Here is a 17,819-nt window from a genome sequence, read left to right as displayed (position 1 = left end):
GAAAAGAGGGAAAGGCTTGCTGTGGTGGACGAGGAGAGCCCGTGGTTTATTCCGTCGGGCCGTGAATTCGAGGCTTCAGCCGAGCAGGGCCGGTACCCAGCGGTTGATCAAGGCACCGCCGACGATGAGCCAGCCGAACAGGATCAGCGCCAGCAACAGCGGCTTGGCACCGGCCTTGCGGATGGCGCCGATGTGCGTGGACAGGCCGAGTGCGGCCATGGCCATGGCCAGCAGCGCGGTGTCGATCTCGGTGGTCACCGCCACCACCGAGGCCGGCAGCCACTGCAGCGAGTTGAACAACACCACCGCGACGAAGCCGAAGGCGAACCAGGGCACGGCGAGCTTGCCTGGGGCCTGGCCCGTGGCGGCGGAAGTGTGGGCGTGGCGTTTGTCGTCACGTGCCAGCCAGGCCGACAACATCACCAGGAACGGCGCCAGCATCATCACCCGCACCATCTTCGCGATGACGGCCGAGTTGGCCGCGTCCGGGCCCACCGAACGCGCCGCGGCCACCACCTGGGCCACCTCGTGGATGGTCGAGCCGGCATAGATGCCGAAGCCGTTGGCGCCACCCGGAATCAGCGCCCAGTGCTGGTTCAGCTCGAACAGCGCCGGGTACAGAAAGATCGCCAGCGTGCCGAACACCACCACCGTGGCCACCGCCACCGTTACCTGCTCGGCGCGCGCCTTGACCACCGGTTCGGCAGCCATCACCGCGGCGGCGCCGCAGATGGAGCTGCCGGCGCCGATCAGCATCGCCGTCTTGCGGTCCAGGCCCAACCAGCGCGTGCCGATGAAGCAGGCCAGCGCGAAGGTCGAGCCCAGCACCAGCGCGTCGATGGCGACGCCGGCGATGCCGACGTGGCCGATGTCCTGCACCGTCAGCCGCAGGCCGTACAGCACGACCCCCAGGCGCAGCAGGTTCTGCTTGGACACGTTGACGCCGGCACCGCTGGCCGCGGCCAAGCGCGGCACCAGCGGATAGACCGTGTTGCCCACCAGCATGCCCAACACGATGGCCAGCGTCAGCGCACTGAAGCCGTGGTCCTGCAGCCAGCCGATGTGGCCCAGCGCGATGCCGGTCGCGGCCAGGGCGCCGCTCAAGGCCAGGCCGGGCAGCAGGGCTGCCAACTGCAAGCGCAACCGCGCTGCCCGGTGGCCGGCTGACGGGCCAGGGCTGGCTTGTGAGGTCGACAGCGCGTGCATCACGCCAGCACCCAGATCAAGGCGATGCCGGCGCACAGCAGCACGGCCGCCAGCGGCACTGCGACCGGCATCCAGCGCAGCACCTGCGGGTCGATGCTGCTGTCGGCGGCCAAGGTGGTCGAGACGGCATGGGCCACGTCGCGGGTCGGCCCCATGAAGCCCGCCACTGGCCGCCGGGCAGCAACCCATTGAAGGGCATGCAGCGCCTGTGGGGCCAGCGGGCCGGGTGCTGCGGGGCGTGGGGTTGTTCGTTCAAGGGTCAGCATGTCGGGCTCCAGATGCCGGTGGTGGCGCGGCAGGCCGCCGCCCCGTGATCGAGCGGCCAGGCAAATTTAGAGCTTGGCAATCAACCCGTCCAACGGGTTGTATGACTAAGATGTACCTGCGAAATCGATAACAAAGGCAATCACCGTGGACGTGCTTCGACTCACCCTGCGTCAGCTGCAGATTTTTGTCGCCGTGGCGCGCAGCGGCAGCACCACGGCGGCCAGCGCTGAGATAGCGCTGTCGCAATCGGCCACCAGTTCGGCCGTCAACGAGCTGGAACGCCTGCTGTCGCTGCGCCTGTTCGACCGCGCCGGCAAACGCCTGCTGTTGAACGACAACGGCCGCGCGCTGTTGCCGCGGGCTATGGCTTTGCTCGACGGCGCCGCAGGCATCGAGCAGATGTCGCGCGACGGCAGCGCGCAGGCGCAGTCGCTGCGCATCGGCGCCAGCACGACGATTGGCAACTACGTGTTGCCCAAGCTGCTCGCTGGCTTCATGGGGGCACAGCAGCCCGGCAGCGCCGCCGCCTGGCGGTCGAAGGTCGTTATCGGGAACACCGCCGCCATCTGCGATGCCGTGACCGCTTTCGAACTCGACGTGGGGCTGATCGAGGGGCCCAGCCACCAGCCGGAGCTGGTGGTCACCCCCTGGCTGCAAGACGAGATGGTGGTCGTGGCTGCGCCCGACAGTGCGCTGGCCCAGTCAAGCCGGGCGGGCGATCGCATTCCCCTGCGCACGCTGCGTGAGGCGGTCTGGCTGGTTCGCGAAACGGGCTCTGGCACGCGCGAGGCCACCGACCAGAGCTTGCTGCCCCACCTGCGTTCTTACCGGCGCAGCATCGAGCTAGGCAGTTCGGAGGCCATCCAGCGTGCCGCTCAGGAAGGGTTGGGGGTGGCTTGCCTGTCCGCCTGGGTAGTGAACGATGCGCTGGAAGCTGGACGTCTGTGCCGCGTCTCCACGACATTGCCGCGGCAGCTTCGGCAATGTCATCTGGTTGTGCATCGTGAGAAGCAGTCGACGCCCGCGTTGCTGGCGTTCATCGCCCAGGCAGATGCGACCACTGGGGCTGCCCGCTAACGTCCCGGCCCCGCTTCGCATGTCGAAGGTTCAGCCCTCGGCGACACGCGATTACCCTTCAGCTAGGCGCCGACGCCCGCTCCGCCCACCTGCCCATTGATCGGAGCTTTGATGCAATGAGCTGGTCTGGGTAATCGACGTCCGCTTCCGGACGCACCACCCAACGGCTGCTGGCCGAGTGTGTGAGGTCACCAACCGCCGCTTTGTGGAAGCGAAACTTGAGAAGTCAGCGCTGAGCATCGGACAGCTTTGGAGAAGTCCGACGGGCCGGTAGGGGTCGGCAGTGACCCGTCAAGCCGAGGAGGAGCAGTCGTTCGACGGGGCCGGGACAAGGTTTCACTTGGGTTGAAGGGCCTGCCCCTCCGGCCGCCCCGTGGCGGCGGCCGGCAATGTCAGCAGTGCCCTCGTAAGCGGCCGGAGGTGGCGCCAGCCGGGACAAGTCCGAACGACGGCAAGGTGTCCGAGACCGTGAGTTCGAGGGCTGGCGGCGACCGGCAGCACCCGCTGCGCTGCTGCCGCCCAAGTCGGCGGCGCGAAGGGCGCCAGCGGGTAGACACGGCCAGACCGGCCTACGGGAAGAATTCGTTGAGGGCTCGGCAAGCCGCGCGGAGCGGCGTCGCGCTACAGTCGAGCCAATGAACAGTAGCCAGCAAATCGCCTGCTTCAGACCTGACGGTACTTTGGACGGTAAATCGCCGGTTCGAGCCCTTGGCTCCCTCGGCTATTGATCATTGAGTGGGAATGAGCCAAGATCGTTCCACGGTGTTCCCGAGGAGCCGGTCGTGGTGACGGTCAGGTACCTCGCTGCCACTGCACGTTGAGCGGCCGGCGCAGGACGCTCACGATCGGACGGCATGAGCCCGCTCAGCATCACGTTCCGCGCGCGCAGTCGCCTATGCTTTCCTTGACATCCGTGCTGCCGTCCGTCAACGGTGAAACGACCCTTCGGCGTCTCGACCCCTCGGATCTGCGCGCCTTCCATGCCTACCGCAGCGATGGCGAACTCGCCAGATTCCAGGGTTGGGCGCCCATGGACGAGGACCAAGCTCGGCGATTCCTGAGCGACATGAGTGCGGCCAGCTGCTTGATGCCTGGTCAGTGGACGCAGTTGGCGGTGGCTCAGTCGAGCACCGACGTGCTTCTCGGTGACCTTGGCTTGCACCTGTCCGACGACGCACGGACGGTCGAATTTGGCATCACGCTGTCGCAGGCGGCCCAGGGCAGGGGACATGCGCTTCGAGCCCTGCAGTCCTGCACCACGCTCTTGCGGAGCCTGGATCATCGGCTCACTGTTCGCGCAGGCACTGACACCCGCAACCAGCCATGCCGGCGCTTGCTTCTGAGTGCCGGTTTCAGTCTTGCCGGCACGCGCTTCGAACAGTACAAGGGCGAGTGGTGTGAAGAACTGACCTACGTGTTCCACCTGTAGGCGGCGCTCCTGCGCCACGGCCCCACTGCCTGTCTCCTCCGTCATTGCGTGGCATGGCCACAGTGGCGCATGGCTGATGAGATCGGCACTAAGCTGCAGCCGACAGATCGAGGAGGAATCGCGACATGGACCTGCAACTGACTGACAAGGTGGCCCTGGTGACAGGCAGCACGGCGGGTATCGGCTTTGCGATCGCGCACACGCTGGCGCGGGAGGGCGCGACCATGATCGTCAACGGCCGGACGCAGGCTGCGGTGGATGAGGCGGTCAACCGCATCCGCACGGAGACCGAGGGAACGGTCGACGGCTTTGCAGGGGACCTCAGCCGCGCCGAGGCAGCCGAGGAACTCGTGCGACGCCACGCGGGCATCGACATCCTCGTCAACAACCTCGGCATCTTTGAAGCCAAGCCGTTCGAGGACATTCCCGATGATGACTGGCGGCGCTTCTTCGATGTCAACGTGCTGAGCGGGGTGCGCCTGGCGCGCCTCGTGCTCCCCGCGATGAAGCGGGCCAACTGGGGGCGCATCATCTTCATCTCCAGCGAGAGCGCGGTGCAGATTCCGACGGAGATGATTCACTACGGGATGACGAAGACCGCGCAACTTGCGGTGTCGCGCGGGCTGGCGGAATCCGTGGCGGGCACAGGCATCACCGTCAACAGCGTGCTTCCGGGACCGACAAGATCGCGTGGCGTCGGTGACTTCGTCGACGGCATGGCACGGTCCAGCGAGAAGAGCCTCCAGCAGGTCGAGGCGGAGTTTTTCGAGCATGTGCGCCCCACCTCGCTCATCCAGCGTTTCGCCACGCCGCAGGAGGTTGCCTCGCTCGTGGCCTATGTGGCCAGCCCACTGGCTTCCGCCACGACGGGCGCGGCCCTGCGCGTGGACGGGGGTGTCGTCAAGAGCGCCTTCTGACAGCGACGCGGTCACCACCGTTGGGTGCTCGCGCACAAGATCGCGCGGACCTGTCCAGGCGCAGCACCGGCGTGCGCTCCTCGGTGGCCACCGCCAGCAGGCCGCACCGAGCACGTTCACGCGCTGATGGCCTGCCCGGGCACGGCCGATGCCTGGCGTCTACCGGGTGATGGTTGCGCGGATCTCCGCCGCATGACCGCGGGGTTCGTCTCCCAGTGCCCGCAACAGTGCCAGGATGGGCTCGTTGCCGGCCATGACGTAGCCGCGCAGCACCAGCAGTCCGTTGGCACGGGCGTGCATGGCCAGGCGGGTCAGCAGCGTGTGGCCGAGGCCCATGTGCTGCCAGTCGTCGGCAACGGCGACACCCACCTCGGCCTCGTCGCTTCGGAGATCTGCGCTGACCGCGTAGCGCGTTCGGCGCACAGCTCAGGCAGTCCGTCCGGGCCGTCGGCCAGCGCCACCAGCGCCACGTGCCGTGTGGCGACCTGTGTCGACAAGGTGCGTGCCATCGCGTCCGACAGGCCGTTCACCACGCCGTGGAAGCGCAGCAGCCGTGAGCGCGGCGAGAGTTCCGCGACGAAGCGCTGCAGCAACGCTGCATCGCGATGGTGTGCCGGGCGCAGCAGTACGCTTCGGCCATCGCGCAGCAGCACGCGCTCGCGGTAGCGGCTCCGCTGCCAGGAGTCGCTGCAGCCGCCAGTCGGTTGGACACAGTCCATCGCAGGCCAGCTGATCAAGCGCTGACGGCGCGCAGGCAAGGACATCGCGTTCATGGCTGCACCTTGCGGTGGACGATGCCCAGCCAGCGCCGCAGCTTGCGCAGCGCGGTGGCGGCGTCGTGCTCGGGCAAGGGCAGCAGCCGCAGCGCCGCCTCACCGCCAAAGGTTCCGATCGTCAGCCCACCGTGGCACTGGAAGTCCCGCTCGCTGCCGGCGTCCACCTCCATGTCCGCTGGCACGCCGTCCTGCGTCACCCACAGCGTGCCCTGGTCGGCAAGCACGCGCACGGGCTGCGCCGCCACATGAAGACAATCGCCGCGGCCAAGGCGATGGCTGGTCATCGGGGCGCTGTTCATGGCATTCTCCGTTCGCATGGGAGCATGGGCTCCGGTTGAGTGCCATGGTCCATCGACTGGTCGTGCCGCTCAAACGATCTTTTGGAAGTGCTTGCATTCCTCCAACGCATGGCAAACCAACGCCTGCCTTCGCTGGATCGCCTGAAGGTCTTCGACGCTGCAGCACGCCAGCGCTCCTTCACGCGGGCGGCCGGGGAGTTGTTTCTCACGCAGTCGGCGGTGAGCCGGCAGATTGCGGCGCTGGAGGCCGAGCTGGGACTGGCGCTCTTCGTGCGCCGACACCGCGCACTCGACCTGACCGACGACGGCCGCCGCCTTGCCGCGGCGGTGGCCCAGGCGCTGGGCGTGCTGGAGACCACGGTGGCTCAATTGCGCCAGCCGCACGGCCGTGAGGTGCTGACGATCACCACCACGCCGGGGTTGGCATCGCTCTGGTTGATCCCGCGCCTGGCCAGCTTCACGCAAGCGCATCCGGGCGTCGACGTGCGCATCGACGCCTCGCACGACGTGCGTTCGATGGAGCGCGACGGCTACGACCTTGCCATTCGCTATGGGCGCAGCGGCGCCCTGGCCGGCACACCGCTGTTCGACGAGGTGCTGGTCCCGATGTGCGCGCCGGCGCTGCTCAAGCGCACGGGGGCGCCGTTGAAGTCCCCCGCCGACCTGCGGCACCACACATTGCTGCAGATCGGCAGTGCTTCTGCCGGGCACGGCATCCCTTCGGAATGGGCCAGCTGGCTGACAGCGGTGAATGCCGCCCACCTGGAGCCCGCCGCACTGCTGACCTTCAATACCTACGACACCGCCATCGCCGCCGCCGTGGCCGGCCAAGGCGTGGTGTTGGGCCGGCGGCCGATCACCGACCGGCTGCTGCGAAGCAAGGCCCTGGTCGCGCCGTTCGAAGGCCAGTGGTCGATGGAACACGGCTACTCGCTCGTGATGTCCGCGGCGGCACGGCGGCGGCCGGCGGCCCTGGCGCTGCACGACTGGCTGCTGCAACAGGCGCGTGCGAAAGAAGCCAGGTAGGGCCTGAGTGGCGCCTGCCTGCATGGCGGGACAGGCGGCTCGGGAACTGACCCAATGGTGCGACAAGGCCTGCATCGCCAGCGTGCATGCGTGCCGGGCCAGCAGGGGTGGCCTGAACGCATGGCGGCTGCAGGCGCAAGGACTCGACAGCGCGCCGCCGGAATAGGGAAGACGCGTTCGCCCTGGGCAGCTAAGGTTTCTCCCTGCAGCATCGGCGCTTGCATCACCGCCATCGAAAGGATAACCATGGTCAACGTTGCCCTGTTCGTGCGCATGGAGGCCAAGCCTGGCAAGGAAAAGGAGGTCGAAGACTTCCTGCGCGGCGGTTTGCCGATCGTGCAGCAAGAGCCCGCGACGATCGCCTGGTTCGGCCTGCGCATCGGGCCCTCGACCTTCGGCATCTTCGATGCCTTCCCGGACGATGCCGGCCGCCAGGCCCATTTGTCGGGCCAGGTGGCCGCGGCGCTGTTCGCGAAGGCGCCCGAGCTGTTTTCGCAAGCGCCGGTCATCGAAAAGATCGACGTGCTGGCGTCGAAATTGCCGCAGTGAAGGGGCGCGCATCCAACCAGCACGTGCTGCGACGCGGCCTCGATGCCGGCGAAGACCGACGCAAAGGTGGCCTTGCGCCGTGCGCGCCTTCATGACCGCCTGGAACCGTCATCATCGAACGCCGCAGCGGTCAGAAAGGCTCACGCCGCGGCCTTGTGTTCGACCTCCTGGACGATGCGCACTTCCTGAGTGGCAGGGTCGTACGACAGCATGGCATCGGCCCCCGGCTGCAGGTCGCCGTTGAGCAGCACGGTGGCCAGCCTGGATTCGACCTCGCTGCGCACCTTGCGCTTGAGCATGCGCGCGCCGAACTCGGGGTCGTAGCCGATCTCGGCCAGGTGATCGACCAGCGACTTGTCGAAGCTCAGGCGCAGGTCCTGCTGTTCCGCTGTCCGCGCCACCCGCTGCAGCTGCAGTTCCACGATGGAGCGGATCTGCTCGCGGCCCAGTGCATGGAACACCACCACCTCGTCGACCCGGTTCAGGAACTCGGGGCGGAAATGGTGGCGCAGCATCTCCATCAGGCGGTCGCGCAGTGCGGGATAGTCGAGCAGGTCGCGGTCCTTGGCCGTCAGGTTGCGCTGGATCACCTCGGAGCCGAGGTTGCTGGTGGCGATGATGACGGTGTTCGTGAAGTCGACCACCCGTCCCTTGCCGTCGGTCAGCCGGCCTTCGTCGAAGAGCTGCAGCAGGATGTTGTGCACCTCGCCGTGCGCCTTCTCGATCTCGTCGAGCAGCACCACGCAGTAGGGACGCCGGCGAACGCGTTCGGTGAGTTGCCCGCCTTCCTCATAGCCCACGTACCCGGGCGGCGCGCCCACCAGCCGGGCCACCGTGTGGCGCTCCGCGTATTCGCTCATGTCGATGCGCACGAGCGCCTCCTCGCTGCCGAACACGGTGGCCGCCAGCGCCTTCGCGAGCTCGGTCTTGCCGACCCCGGTCGGCCCGAGGAACAGGAATGTTGCGGTCGGCTTGCCGGCTTCCTTCAGCCCGGCGCGGGCCAGGCGCACCGCCTGCGAGACCGCGTGCACGGCCTCCTCCTGGCCGACCACGCGCTCGCGCAGCCGGTCTTCCAGGTGCAGCAGCTTCTCGCGGTCCGCGGAGGTCAGCTCGGACACCGGGATGCCGCTGAGAGAGGCCACGATCTCGGCCACCTCCTGGGCGGTCACCACCTCGGAGCTGGTGCCACGCTGCTTCTTCCACTTCGTGGTCTCGTCGTCGAGCCGCTTCTGCTCGGTCTTGGCCCGACCCTCGAGCTCCTTGGCCTTGTCGTACTGGCGCGCCGCGCCGGCTGCATCCTGCTCCTGGCGCAGGCGGCGGATGCCCTCTTCGATGTCGTGCATGGCCTTCGGCCGCGAGCTGGCGCGGATGCGAACCCGCGCCGCAGCCTGGTCAACCAGGTCGATGGCCTTGTCCGGCATGAAGCGTTGGGTGATGTAGCGGTCGGCCAGCTTCGCCGCCGCCGAGATCGCCTCCTCGGTGATCTTCACCTTGTGGTGGGCCTCGAAGCGGTCTCGCAGGCCGCGCAGGATCTCAACGGTTTCGTCCACGCTGGGCTGGGGCACGTTCACGGGCTGGAAGCGGCGCTCCAGCGCAGCGTCCTTCTCGATGTACTTCTGGTATTCGTTCAGCGTGGTGGCGCCGATCAGGTGCAGCTCCCCGCGCGCCAGCGCCGGCTTGAAGGTGTTGGCGATGTCGAGCCCCCCTTCGCCGCCGCCTTGCCCGGCGCCGACGATGGTGTGCAGTTCGTCGATAAAGAGGATCAGCTCGTCCTGGTGGGCGATGACCTCATCGAGCATCTGCTTGACGCGTTCCTCGAACTCCCCGCGGTACTTGGAGCCCGCGACCATGCTGTTGATGTTCAGCTCCACCAGCCGCTTGCCGCGCAGCACCTCCGGCACCTGCTCGTTGACGATGCGCTGCGCCAGGCCCTCGACGATGGCCGTCTTGCCGACGCCAGGTTCGCCGATCAGGACCGGGTTGTTCTTCTTGCGTCGCGCCAGCACCTCGATCGTCGTCTCGATCTCCTTGGCGCGACCGATGACCGGGTCGAGCTTGCCCTGACGTGCGAGCTCGGTCAGGTCGCGCGCGTGCTTGTCGAGGTTGGGCGTGCCGCTGCGCCTGGACACCTTGCCCTCCTCCGCGCCCTTGCCGACCACCTTCACCGTCTTCTGGCGCAGGGCCTCGCGCGTGAGCCCGAGCTTGCGCAGCGCGTCCCCCGCGAAGCCGTCCTCCTCCTCGACGAGGCCGATGAGCAGGTGCTCGGGCCCGACGTAGCTGTGGCCCAGCTCCCGCGAGGCGACCAGCGCGTTCTCGAGCGCGCTCTTTGCGCGCGGCGAGACGCCGATGCGCGGAGACTCGCCCTTGGCGGGCCGGTACTCGCCGCGCGGCGCGTTCTCGTCGATCTGCTGCTTCAAATCCGCGGCGTCCAGCTTGAAATCGCGCAGGATCTCCTGCACCACCTCGTGGCCGGCGAGTGCGTGCAGCAGGTGCTCGGTGTCCACCTCGTCGCGGCCGGACTCCACGGCCTTCTCGGCCGCGGCCTGCAGGCGGTCCAGCGCGGCCTGGTTCAGGAAGGACTGCAGGTCCACGGCTTCGCGCGAGCGCTGCCGGCGCGGCGGCAGGCGCCGCACCGTGCCGCCGGCCTGGTCGAACATGCCGGGCCAGTCGCTGCCAAGGAACTGCTTGAACAGGCCGCCGCCGAACAGCGACTCCAGTGGCGAGGCGGGCATGCGGTTCTGCCCCATCGCCTCTTGGTAGTGCTCGTCGCACAGCGCGATCTGTTCGGTGCGGCCGTTCTGCCGCATCGTGACCTGGGCGGTCGCCGGGCGGCCGCAGATTTCGCACTTGGCCATGTGAGGCTCCTGTGTGGTTGGTCTCTTGGGTCCGCCCGCGGTCAGCCCTTGGCGACCGTGACGGGCACATACAGGCTCGCGCCGTCGCGCCGCACGAGCAGCGCGACGGTGTCGCCGGGAGCGGCCTGCTCGACGTGGCGGTGGAACTCCGACAGGCTCGTGAAGCGCTGGTTGTTGACGCCGACGATCACGTCGCCGGGCTGCAGCGGCGCGTCGGCGTTGTGGGCCTGCACGCCTTCGACCAGCAGGCCGTAGTCGACGCCGAGCGCACGCCGGGCCGCGGGAGCGAGCTCGCGCACCAGCAGTCCCAGGCGGCCGCTTTCCTGCCGCCCCGGCCCGCCCGGCGGCGCCACGCGCTCGGCTTGCCGAGGCGCCGGCGCAGCGCCCACGGTGGCCTTCACGGTGCGGCCCGCGCCGTCCCGCCAGACCTCGAGCTCGACCTCGACGCCGGGCTTGGCCTGCGCCACCAGGCGCGGCAGATCGGCCGCCTGCCCGAGGTCCTTGTCGCCGAAGCGCAGGATCACGTCGCCAGGTGCCAGGCCTGCTTTCTCCGCCGGGCTGGCGGGCTCCACCAACGTGACCAAAGCGCCGCGCGGCTCCTTCAGCCGGAACGACTCCGCCAGCCCGCTGCTCAGCTCCTGGATGCCCACGCCGAGCCGTCCGCGTGTCACCCCGCCTTGTGTGCGCAGCTGCTGCGCGACGTCCATCGCCACCGCGATCGGGATTGCGAAGGACACGCCCATGTAGCCGCCGGTGCGGCTGTAGATCTGCGAATTGATGCCCACCACCTCGCCGCGCGTGTTGAGCAGCGGACCGCCGGAGTTGCCTGGGTTCACCGCGACGTCGGTCTGGATGAACGGCACGTAGGTCTCGGAGGGCAGCGTGCGTTCGGTGGCGCTCACGACCCCGGCGGTGACCGTGTTGGCGAAGCCGAAGGGCGAGCCGATCGCAGCCACCCATTCGCCTGCCTTCAGCTTGCTGGAGTCGCCCACCGTGGCCACCGGCAGACCGGTGGCCTCCACCTTCAGCAGTGCCACATCGGTCTGCGGGTCGCTTCCGATCACTCGGGCCTGATGCTCGCGCCGGCTGCCGGGCAGCCGCACGGTGACGCTGTCGGCCCCGGCCACGACATGTGCGTTCGTCAGCACGTGGCCCTGCTCGTCGATCACGAACCCCGAGCCCACGCCGCCGCCGCGGAATTCGCGCGGCGAATCCCCGGCTCGGGCCGGCGCGAGGAAGCGGCGGAAGAAGTCGAACAGCGGGTCTTCCGGGGCCTGCGCCACCGCCTCGTCCGGGGGCTGGCGGGCGCCGGTGGTCGTCACGTTGACCACCGCGGGCCCGACACGCTCGACCAGCGCGGTGAAGTCGGGAGGCGCCATCGAGGCGGGCGCCGCCGTCGCGACGAGGGCCGGCGCGCTCACCGCGGCCGCGGCGGCCGCCGGCGTCTCCGACGGCGCCTCGGAGCAGGCCGCCAGAAGGGCGGCGAGCATCATAGGCAGTGGCGCTCGTGCACGATCCATGGTCCGCCTCCTCGGTGCGCCGCCTTCGTCAGGCCGGCGCGGCGGACAGGCCTTCGAGCGCCTGCCGCAACTGCGCTTCCTCCTCGTTGGACAGGGAGGTCTTCAGCACCTTGCCGCCGAACGCCTTCAACTCCGGCAGCACCTTGTCGAAGTTCATCCGCCGGGCGAGGATGAAGAGGCCGGAGGTGCCCGGGGGAACTCGGTGGCCATGCGCTTGATGAAGTCGTCATCGATGCCGTAGTCGGCCAGTGCGGCCGACAGCGCACCGGTGCCCGCGCCGACCGCCACCCCGGCCGCGAACCCGATCAGCGGATTGAGGAACAACACGCCCACCAGCACGCCGAACAGCCCGCCCCAGGCGGCGCCGCTGGCCGCGCCGATGCCGGCCAGGTTCACCGCCTGCTTCAGGTGCACCTTGCCGCCGTGGTCGCGCACGACGACCACGGCATCCTCGAGTTCGACGACATATTCCTTCTGCAGTGCCTGCAGCTTGTTGAGGGCCTGGTCGGCCGTGTCCTCGCTCTGGAAGCTCACCACGATCAGGTCGCTCATGGTGTGCTCCTTCAGGCGCCGATGGTGATGCGGTTGTCGACCGACACGACCCCGGGCGCCCGCCAGGCGGCGCGTTCGGCCTCCTGACGCTCCGCCCAGGCTCGCACCGTGCCCTTCAGCGTGACCTTGCCGCCGTCGACCTCGACGCTGATGCGCCCGGCGTCGGTCTGCGCGCTGCGCACCAGCGCCTGCTCGACCTGCTTCCTGATCTCGTCGGGCTGTGCCTTGGGCTTGACGTCGATCAGGTTGCTGACGCCCTTCACGCCGGCCAGGCTGCGCACGGCACGCTCGGCCTCGTACTTCTTGTACTGCCAGTCGACCGTGCCCTTGAGCGTGATCCAGCCCTTGGAGACGGTCACATCGATCTTTTCCGGCACCAGCAGTGCATCCCATTGCAGGGCACGCGCTGCGGCTGCGGCGATCTCGGGGTCGGGCCGCTCGCCGCCCGTGCTCAGGCGGACCTCGATGTCGTTGGCGACCGCCTTGACACCACGCACCCGGTGTGCGGCCTCTTCGGCACCCCAGCGCTTGGTGTAGGAGTCGACCCAGCCGGTCAGCGTCACGACACCGTCCTTCACGGCCACGCCGATCTCCGGCGCCTGCACGCGCGGCTCCCACTTCAGCTCGCTCAGCACCTCGGACTGGATCTCCGCATCGGAGCGCAATGTGGTGGCGATGGTCATGATCGGTTCCTTCTCAGGGCCCGCTTGGATGAGGTCGCAGCCGACCGCGGCGGGCGAGGGCGGGCGATGCGTTGTCGTCGAGTGAAGACTAGGGCCGCGCGCCACCGCAGTCTTGCAAGGACCTGCGCTGCCATGCCACAGGCTTGCGGTATCGGAAGTCGGTGCCGTGTCGAGACCTGTCGCAGGCCTGGGGCAGCTTGAGCAGCAATCGGGAATACCGGCGCCGTTGCGCTGCCTACGCTGGACCCGATCCAACAGGAGAGCGTGCATGCTGAAAGTCAATCCGGTTGCACGCGTCGACGACGCGCCAGGCTTTCGTCGCATGTTCCGTGCAGGCCGCCTCACGGTCGGCATCTTCTTCCCCATCGAAACCTTCAAGGGCGACGAGCCCTCGATGCGCGACCAGGAGCGCCTGGCGCAGCGCGCCGAAGCCCTCGGCTACGCCGCCCTGTGGGTGCGTGACGTGCCGCTGCGCGATCCGAGCTTCGGTGACCTCGGCCAGGTCCACGACCCGTGGGTCTACCTCGGCTGGATGGCGGCGCACACACGAACGATTGCGCTGGCCACCGGCTCCATCGTGCTGCCCTTGCGGCATCCGCTGCATGTGGCCAAGGCGGCGGCCTCGGTCGACCAGCTGTCGGGCGGCCGGCTGGTGCTCGGCGTGGCTTCCGGCGACCGGCCGGTGGAGTTTCCGGCCTTCGGGGTCGACATCGAGCAGCGTGCCGCCCTGTTCCGCGAGTACTTCGGCGTGATCCGCGACGTGCTGGAGCGCGAATACCCCAGCTTGGATTCGACGGCCGGTGTGCTCACCGGGCACGCCGACCTCGTGCCCAAGGCGCTCGGGCGCCTGCCGATGTTCGTCACCGGCAACAGCGGGCAGCCGCTGCCGTGGATCGCAGCGCATGCGGATGGCTGGGTCACCTATCCCCGCGGCATCGAGCTGCAGGCCGCGGCGGCGGCGCGCTGGCGCGGTGACGTCCAGGCCGCCAGCCCGGGCGCCTTCAAGCCCTTCGTGCAATCGCTGTACGTCGACCTTGCCGACGATCCGGACCTGCCGCCCAAGCCCATCCACCTCGGCTTCCGGGCGGGGTGGCACTTCCTGCTGCGCTTTCTCGACGCGCTTCGCGTCGTCGGCGTCAACCACGTCATCCTCAACGTCAAGTACGGCACACGGCCAGCGTCCGAGGTGCTCGAGGAGATCGGCACCGAGGTGCTGCCGCTGCTGTCCGACGTGCAGGGCGAGGAGCCCGCCGCCGCCGAGCTGGAGCCGGAAGATGTCGAAGTCGACGACGCGCTCGTGCCGCCGCGTTGAGCGCCTGAGGCGGCACGGAGCGCCGCGTGCCGACGCGCTGGCTGTTCGTCTGCATCGGCGGCGATCCGCAGACCCAGTGGGCCGGCGCCATCGGCATGGCGCTCGACGAGGCCGGCTACCTGCTGACCGGCCGCGACCTGCTGTGCGACGGCGCGCGGCCGCCGCACTGGCCGCTGGACCGCGAGCCCTACTTCCTCGAGACCAACATCCCTGGCGTGTTCGCCGCCGGCGACGTCCGCCACGGCGCGGTACGCCGCTGTGCATCCGCGGTGGGCGAGGGCGCCATGGCGGTGGCCTTCGTGCATCGGGTGCTGAAAATGTGTTGACAAACCCTGATGCGAAAGGCGCGGGCACTGGAGTCTTTCGCGGCGGGGTGTTCGGTCCTGGCCGGCTGCGGGCCAGGACATCCGGCGCGTGGCTGCCGAATGGCCGTCGCGCATGACGGCCCTCCGGCAGTGCAGCGTGCCGGCAGGCTCGTGCGCCACCGCACCTGTGCACCGCAACTCCTTGTCCGCCAAGCCAAATCGCCAGTCCCGCGATGCCGCTTCACCGCCTTCGCACGCCGGCACGGGACATGCGCTTGTCGACCAGGGCCCGGCCGTCGCTTCGATGGCCGGCGCAGACCTGCAACCACGAGGATCGTGATGTTCGAAGAAGCCAGCATTGCAGGCGACAACGCATCGGAAGCCCATGCGAGCGCGCGATCACCCGGTCCGGCGATGCGCATCGCCTACCTCGGCGCCGCGGACCTCGGCGGCGCGCGCCTGCGCGACTCGGTCGACATCCTCGTGCCGACGGACACCGCCAACCTGTCCGCCACCTACCGGGTCGGACAGGGGCGTGACCGCACGACCTTCCTGCGCGCTCCGCTGGTGTCGGTCGTCCCGCCTGCACTGCCGCATTCGCTGGCCGACCGGCCAGGGACCAACACGCTCGTCCTGAGCATCGCGGCGCCTTTCTTCCACCAGGTGGCGCGTGCCCTCGGGGGCGACGACACGGCACTCGTGGAGCCGCACGCGACCGCCGACCCCTTGATCCGCGAAGTGGGCGACGCCGCCGAACGCGATGTCCGCGCACGGCGTCTGCCGGATGCGCGCTACGTGGAGTCGCTGGCCATGGTCCTCGCGGTGCACGTTGCCCGGAAGTACGCGGTCCTGAGAAGCACGACAGCCGCAGCCTTGGGCGGACTCGCGCCCCACAAGCTGCGCTGTGTCCACAACCACATCTGCGAGCATCTGGGCGAGACGATCCGGGTCGAACAGCTGGCCGCGGCGGTGCAGCTGAGCCCGTTTCACTTCGCGCGCATGTTCAAGCAGTCGACTGGCCAATCGCCCCACCTGTACGTCCTGATGCAACGCGTCGAGCGGGCGAAGGCGCTGCTGACCGGGACCGACACCGCGCTTATTGACGTGGCAGCCAACGTGGGCTTTCGCACCCAGGGTCACTTCACCGGCGTGTTCCACCGGTACGCCGGCTTCACGCCGCGGGCGTTCAGGCTCCAGGCGAGGGAGACGGTGGCCTGCGACGCGCACATCGCCTGCGCCCTCGACCGGACACAAGCGCCTGCTGGATGACCGCCGGCAGGGCGTCCAGGTTGAAGCGCCGGCTGCGCAGATGGCCGCCTCCTTAGGGCGGCAGTCCGTGTTTAGCGTACGCTCAGGGGGAGAACAGCAGCTTTTCGCATCCGAGGTCTTGTCGATCCCGGCGTTTCGCTCTACCCCCGCGAACGCAACAACCCGTGCGTCCCACGGGTGCCAGCATGGCATCTTCATGACCTCATCCTCCCCTGAAACCCGCAGGCTGCAGGACTGCTTCAACGGGCTGCTCAGCCTTGTTGCTGCGCCTGCCCTGTGGTCCGGCAAAGGGCCGGACTGGGTGATGCGCGAGGTGCTGGACATGCTCGCGCGCATGCTGAATCTCGACCTCGCCTATTCGCGCCTGGACGACGGATCGGGCGGCGCGATCCGGGAGCTGGCGCGCAGCGACCGCTATGCGGACGCAGACCGCCGCGTGCATGAGATCGGCGTGGCCGTCGAGCCTTGGCTGCGCACCCAGCAGGCCGGCGAGTGTCATGTCGTGCCGAATCCCTTCGGCGCGGGGGAACTCAACGTCACCTGCCTGTCGCTGGGTTTGAAGGAGGGCGGCGGGTTCGTGCTCGCCGGCTCCAGGCGTCCGGGCTTTCCGGCCGACACCGACCTGCTGCTGCTGCAGGTTGCCGTCAACCAGGCCGTGGTGGAGTTGCAGCGGGCGCAGGTGGTGGCGGCCAAGCAGCGCGCAGAGGCCGCGGAGGCCCACAGCACCTACCTGCGCCAGGAAAGCGAGCAGCACTGGGGCGAGATCATCGGCGCCAGCGCGCCGCTCGCGCAGGCGCTGAAGCTCGTCGAGGAGGTCGCGCCCACCAACGCCTGCGTTCTCATCCAGGGCGAGACCGGCACGGGCAAGGAGCTGATCGCACGTGCGATTCACCGCCTGAGCCACCGAAGCCAGCAGCCCTTCGTTCGGCTGGATTGCGCCGCCATTCCGGCCGGCCTGCTGGAAGCTGAAGTCTTCGGGCACGAAAGAGGCGCATTCACCGGCGCCGTCGCACGGCGCATCGGCCGCTTCGAGCTGGCTGATCGGGGCACGTTCTTCCTCGACGAAGTGGGCGAGATTCCGCTCGATCTGCAAGCCAAGCTCCTGCGCGTGCTGCAGGAACGTGAGTTCGAGCGGGTCGGCAGCAGCCGCACCCGGCGCATCGATGTGCGGCTGATCGCCGCGTCCAATCGCGACCTGGGGCAGATGGTCGAGGCCCGCACCTTCCGTGAGGACCTCTACTACCGCCTGAACGTCTTTCCCATCGAGATGCCCCCGCTGCGCGAGCGGGGCGAGGACATCCCGCTGCTGGCGCGGCACTTCCTGCAAGTGCATGCGCGCGCGAACAACCGCTCGATCACGGCGATGGAACCGGGTGGCCTCGCGGCCCTGTGCCGCTATGCGTGGCCGGGCAACGTCCGCGAGTTGTCGAACATCATCGAGCGCTGCGTGATCCTCACCCACGGCTCCACCTTGCACGTTTCCGCCGATGCGCTGAAGCCGCGCGGCGCGGTCCCGGCCGTGGACAACAGTCTGGCGGGCGCACAGCGACAGCACATCCTGCAAGTGCTCGAAGGATGCCATTGGGTGATCGCCGGACCGACTGGCGCGGCCGCCAGGCTTGGCATGAAGCGCAGTTCGCTTCAGTACAGGCTCCAGAAGCTGGGGATCGTGCGCCCCACGTGAATCGGCCTGCGTGCCGGAGCGTTCGTGCAGCGAGCCCGCGCGCCGATTCCTGCTGTTCATGGCACGCGCTTGCGGCGAACCTGGGGGCCGAAC

The 17,819-nt window shown here is 68.7% G+C and carries 17 protein-coding genes and 1 pseudogene; 9 read left to right on the top strand and 9 right to left on the bottom strand.

Features of this window, described 5'->3' with window-relative positions:
- Nucleotides 1-75: 75 nt before the first annotated feature.
- On the bottom strand, nucleotides 76-1,143 hold the full coding sequence (locus tag LRS14_RS04490) for a YeiH family putative sulfate export transporter (RefSeq protein WP_130966547.1): 1,068 nt from the start codon (nucleotides 1,141-1,143) through the stop codon (nucleotides 76-78).
- A 62-nt stretch (nucleotides 1,144-1,205) separates the two neighbouring features.
- Nucleotides 1,206-1,361: a hypothetical protein gene (locus tag LRS14_RS04485; RefSeq protein WP_257798753.1), complete on the bottom strand. Its 156-nt coding sequence runs from the start codon at nucleotides 1,359-1,361 to the stop codon at nucleotides 1,206-1,208.
- A 256-nt stretch (nucleotides 1,362-1,617) separates the two neighbouring features.
- Between LRS14_RS04485 and LRS14_RS04480 the strand changes: the two genes are divergently transcribed.
- The 3 genes from LRS14_RS04480 (at nucleotide 1,618) to LRS14_RS04470 (ending at nucleotide 4,896) form a co-directional block, all read left to right on the top strand.
- Nucleotides 1,618-2,550 carry a LysR family transcriptional regulator gene (locus LRS14_RS04480; RefSeq protein WP_257798752.1) on the top strand — a complete coding sequence of 311 codons (933 nt, stop codon included), beginning with the start codon at nucleotides 1,618-1,620 and terminating at the stop codon, nucleotides 2,548-2,550.
- 913 nt (nucleotides 2,551-3,463) lie between these two features.
- On the top strand, nucleotides 3,464-3,979 hold the full coding sequence (locus LRS14_RS04475) for a GNAT family N-acetyltransferase (RefSeq protein ID WP_257800412.1): 516 nt from the start codon (nucleotides 3,464-3,466) through the stop codon (nucleotides 3,977-3,979).
- A gap of 125 nt (nucleotides 3,980-4,104) precedes the next feature.
- Nucleotides 4,105-4,896: an SDR family NAD(P)-dependent oxidoreductase gene (locus tag LRS14_RS04470; RefSeq protein ID WP_257798751.1), complete on the top strand. Its 792-nt coding sequence runs from the start codon at nucleotides 4,105-4,107 to the stop codon at nucleotides 4,894-4,896.
- A gap of 159 nt (nucleotides 4,897-5,055) precedes the next feature.
- Here the strand turns inward: LRS14_RS04470 and LRS14_RS04465 are convergent, their stop codons facing one another.
- From LRS14_RS04465 to LRS14_RS04455, 3 genes are read right to left on the bottom strand one after another with little or no spacing between them, the layout of a single operon-like run.
- Complete coding sequence (locus LRS14_RS04465; RefSeq protein ID WP_257798750.1) at nucleotides 5,056-5,232, bottom strand: hypothetical protein; 177 nt, start codon at nucleotides 5,230-5,232, stop codon at nucleotides 5,056-5,058.
- Nucleotides 5,208-5,669: a hypothetical protein gene (locus tag LRS14_RS04460; protein ID WP_257798749.1), complete on the bottom strand. Its 462-nt coding sequence runs from the start codon at nucleotides 5,667-5,669 to the stop codon at nucleotides 5,208-5,210. The genes LRS14_RS04465 and LRS14_RS04460 overlap by 25 nt, the downstream gene beginning before the upstream one ends.
- On the bottom strand, nucleotides 5,666-5,971 hold the full coding sequence (locus LRS14_RS04455) for a hypothetical protein (protein ID WP_257798748.1): 306 nt from the start codon (nucleotides 5,969-5,971) through the stop codon (nucleotides 5,666-5,668). Before LRS14_RS04455 ends, LRS14_RS04460 begins: the two co-directional genes overlap by 4 nt.
- A gap of 39 nt (nucleotides 5,972-6,010) precedes the next feature.
- Here LRS14_RS04455 and LRS14_RS04450 point away from each other — a divergent pair, with 39 nt between their 5' ends.
- Together LRS14_RS04450 and LRS14_RS04445 are read left to right on the top strand one after the other, a co-directional pair.
- Entirely contained in the window at nucleotides 6,011-6,997 is a 987-nt protein-coding gene (locus LRS14_RS04450) for a LysR substrate-binding domain-containing protein (protein WP_157039417.1), read from the top strand.
- Between the two features lie 246 nt (nucleotides 6,998-7,243).
- Nucleotides 7,244-7,546, top strand: a complete 303-nt coding sequence (locus LRS14_RS04445; RefSeq protein WP_257798747.1) for a putative quinol monooxygenase — start codon at nucleotides 7,244-7,246, stop codon at nucleotides 7,544-7,546.
- 140 nt (nucleotides 7,547-7,686) lie between these two features.
- On the opposite strand, the gene LRS14_RS04440 is transcribed toward LRS14_RS04445, so the two are convergent.
- The 4 genes and pseudogenes from LRS14_RS04440 to LRS14_RS04425 all read right to left on the bottom strand — a co-directional run bounded on the left by LRS14_RS04440 (nucleotide 7,687) and on the right by LRS14_RS04425 (nucleotide 13,156).
- Nucleotides 7,687-10,401, bottom strand: coding sequence for an ATP-dependent Clp protease ATP-binding subunit (locus tag LRS14_RS04440; RefSeq protein ID WP_257798746.1), 2,715 nt, complete (start codon nucleotides 10,399-10,401; stop codon nucleotides 7,687-7,689).
- A 41-nt stretch (nucleotides 10,402-10,442) separates the two neighbouring features.
- A complete protein-coding gene (locus LRS14_RS04435) occupies nucleotides 10,443-11,894 on the bottom strand; it encodes a Do family serine endopeptidase (RefSeq protein WP_257798745.1) in 1,452 nt (483 codons plus the stop codon).
- A gap of 55 nt (nucleotides 11,895-11,949) precedes the next feature.
- Nucleotides 11,950-12,473, bottom strand: a pseudogene (locus LRS14_RS04430) (DUF1269 domain-containing protein).
- 11 nt (nucleotides 12,474-12,484) lie between these two features.
- Entirely contained in the window at nucleotides 12,485-13,156 is a 672-nt protein-coding gene (locus LRS14_RS04425; protein WP_257798744.1) for a BON domain-containing protein, read from the bottom strand.
- Between the two features lie 268 nt (nucleotides 13,157-13,424).
- Between LRS14_RS04425 and LRS14_RS04420 the strand changes: the two genes are divergently transcribed.
- The 4 genes from LRS14_RS04420 to LRS14_RS04405 all read left to right on the top strand — a co-directional run bounded on the left by LRS14_RS04420 (nucleotide 13,425) and on the right by LRS14_RS04405 (nucleotide 17,726).
- On the top strand, nucleotides 13,425-14,468 hold the full coding sequence (locus LRS14_RS04420; protein ID WP_257798743.1) for an LLM class oxidoreductase: 1,044 nt from the start codon (nucleotides 13,425-13,427) through the stop codon (nucleotides 14,466-14,468).
- A 26-nt stretch (nucleotides 14,469-14,494) separates the two neighbouring features.
- Nucleotides 14,495-14,794, top strand: a complete 300-nt coding sequence (locus tag LRS14_RS04415) for an NAD(P)/FAD-dependent oxidoreductase (protein ID WP_257798742.1) — start codon at nucleotides 14,495-14,497, stop codon at nucleotides 14,792-14,794.
- A 318-nt stretch (nucleotides 14,795-15,112) separates the two neighbouring features.
- On the top strand, nucleotides 15,113-16,042 hold the full coding sequence (locus LRS14_RS04410) for an AraC family transcriptional regulator (protein ID WP_257798741.1): 930 nt from the start codon (nucleotides 15,113-15,115) through the stop codon (nucleotides 16,040-16,042).
- 196 nt (nucleotides 16,043-16,238) lie between these two features.
- Nucleotides 16,239-17,726: a sigma-54-dependent Fis family transcriptional regulator gene (locus tag LRS14_RS04405; protein WP_257798740.1), complete on the top strand. Its 1,488-nt coding sequence runs from the start codon at nucleotides 16,239-16,241 to the stop codon at nucleotides 17,724-17,726.
- The last annotated feature ends 93 nt before the right edge of the window (nucleotides 17,727-17,819 follow it).

It is taken from the genome of Aquincola sp. J276, assembly GCF_024700035.1.
Taxonomy (GTDB): Bacteria; Pseudomonadota; Gammaproteobacteria; order Burkholderiales; family Burkholderiaceae_C; genus Aquincola; species Aquincola tertiaricarbonis.
The sequence above is the reverse complement of the archived record's forward strand: the minus strand, read 5'-3'. Positions and strand labels throughout refer to the sequence as shown.

Excerpts from the sequence above, each read along its gene's own strand:
- LRS14_RS04485 (WP_257798753.1), bottom strand. The coding sequence starts at position 1,361 with ATGGGGCCGACCCGCGACGTGGCCCATGCCGTCTCGACCACCTTGGCC.
- LRS14_RS04470 (WP_257798751.1), top strand. The coding sequence starts at position 4,105 with ATGGACCTGCAACTGACTGACAAGGTGGCCCTGGTGACAGGCAGCACG.
- LRS14_RS04465 (WP_257798750.1), bottom strand. The coding sequence starts at position 5,232 with ATGGGCCTCGGCCACACGCTGCTGACCCGCCTGGCCATGCACGCCCGT.
- LRS14_RS04460 (WP_257798749.1), bottom strand. The coding sequence starts at position 5,669 with ATGAACGCGATGTCCTTGCCTGCGCGCCGTCAGCGCTTGATCAGCTGG.
- LRS14_RS04455 (WP_257798748.1), bottom strand. The coding sequence starts at position 5,971 with ATGAACAGCGCCCCGATGACCAGCCATCGCCTTGGCCGCGGCGATTGT.
- LRS14_RS04445 (WP_257798747.1), top strand. The coding sequence starts at position 7,244 with ATGGTCAACGTTGCCCTGTTCGTGCGCATGGAGGCCAAGCCTGGCAAG.
- LRS14_RS04440 (WP_257798746.1), bottom strand. The coding sequence starts at position 10,401 with ATGGCCAAGTGCGAAATCTGCGGCCGCCCGGCGACCGCCCAGGTCACG.
- LRS14_RS04435 (WP_257798745.1), bottom strand. The coding sequence starts at position 11,894 with ATGATGCTCGCCGCCCTTCTGGCGGCCTGCTCCGAGGCGCCGTCGGAG.
- LRS14_RS04425 (WP_257798744.1), bottom strand. The coding sequence starts at position 13,156 with ATGACCATCGCCACCACATTGCGCTCCGATGCGGAGATCCAGTCCGAG.
- LRS14_RS04420 (WP_257798743.1), top strand. The coding sequence starts at position 13,425 with ATGCTGAAAGTCAATCCGGTTGCACGCGTCGACGACGCGCCAGGCTTT.
- LRS14_RS04410 (WP_257798741.1), top strand. The coding sequence starts at position 15,113 with ATGTTCGAAGAAGCCAGCATTGCAGGCGACAACGCATCGGAAGCCCAT.
- LRS14_RS04405 (WP_257798740.1), top strand. The coding sequence starts at position 16,239 with ATGACCTCATCCTCCCCTGAAACCCGCAGGCTGCAGGACTGCTTCAAC.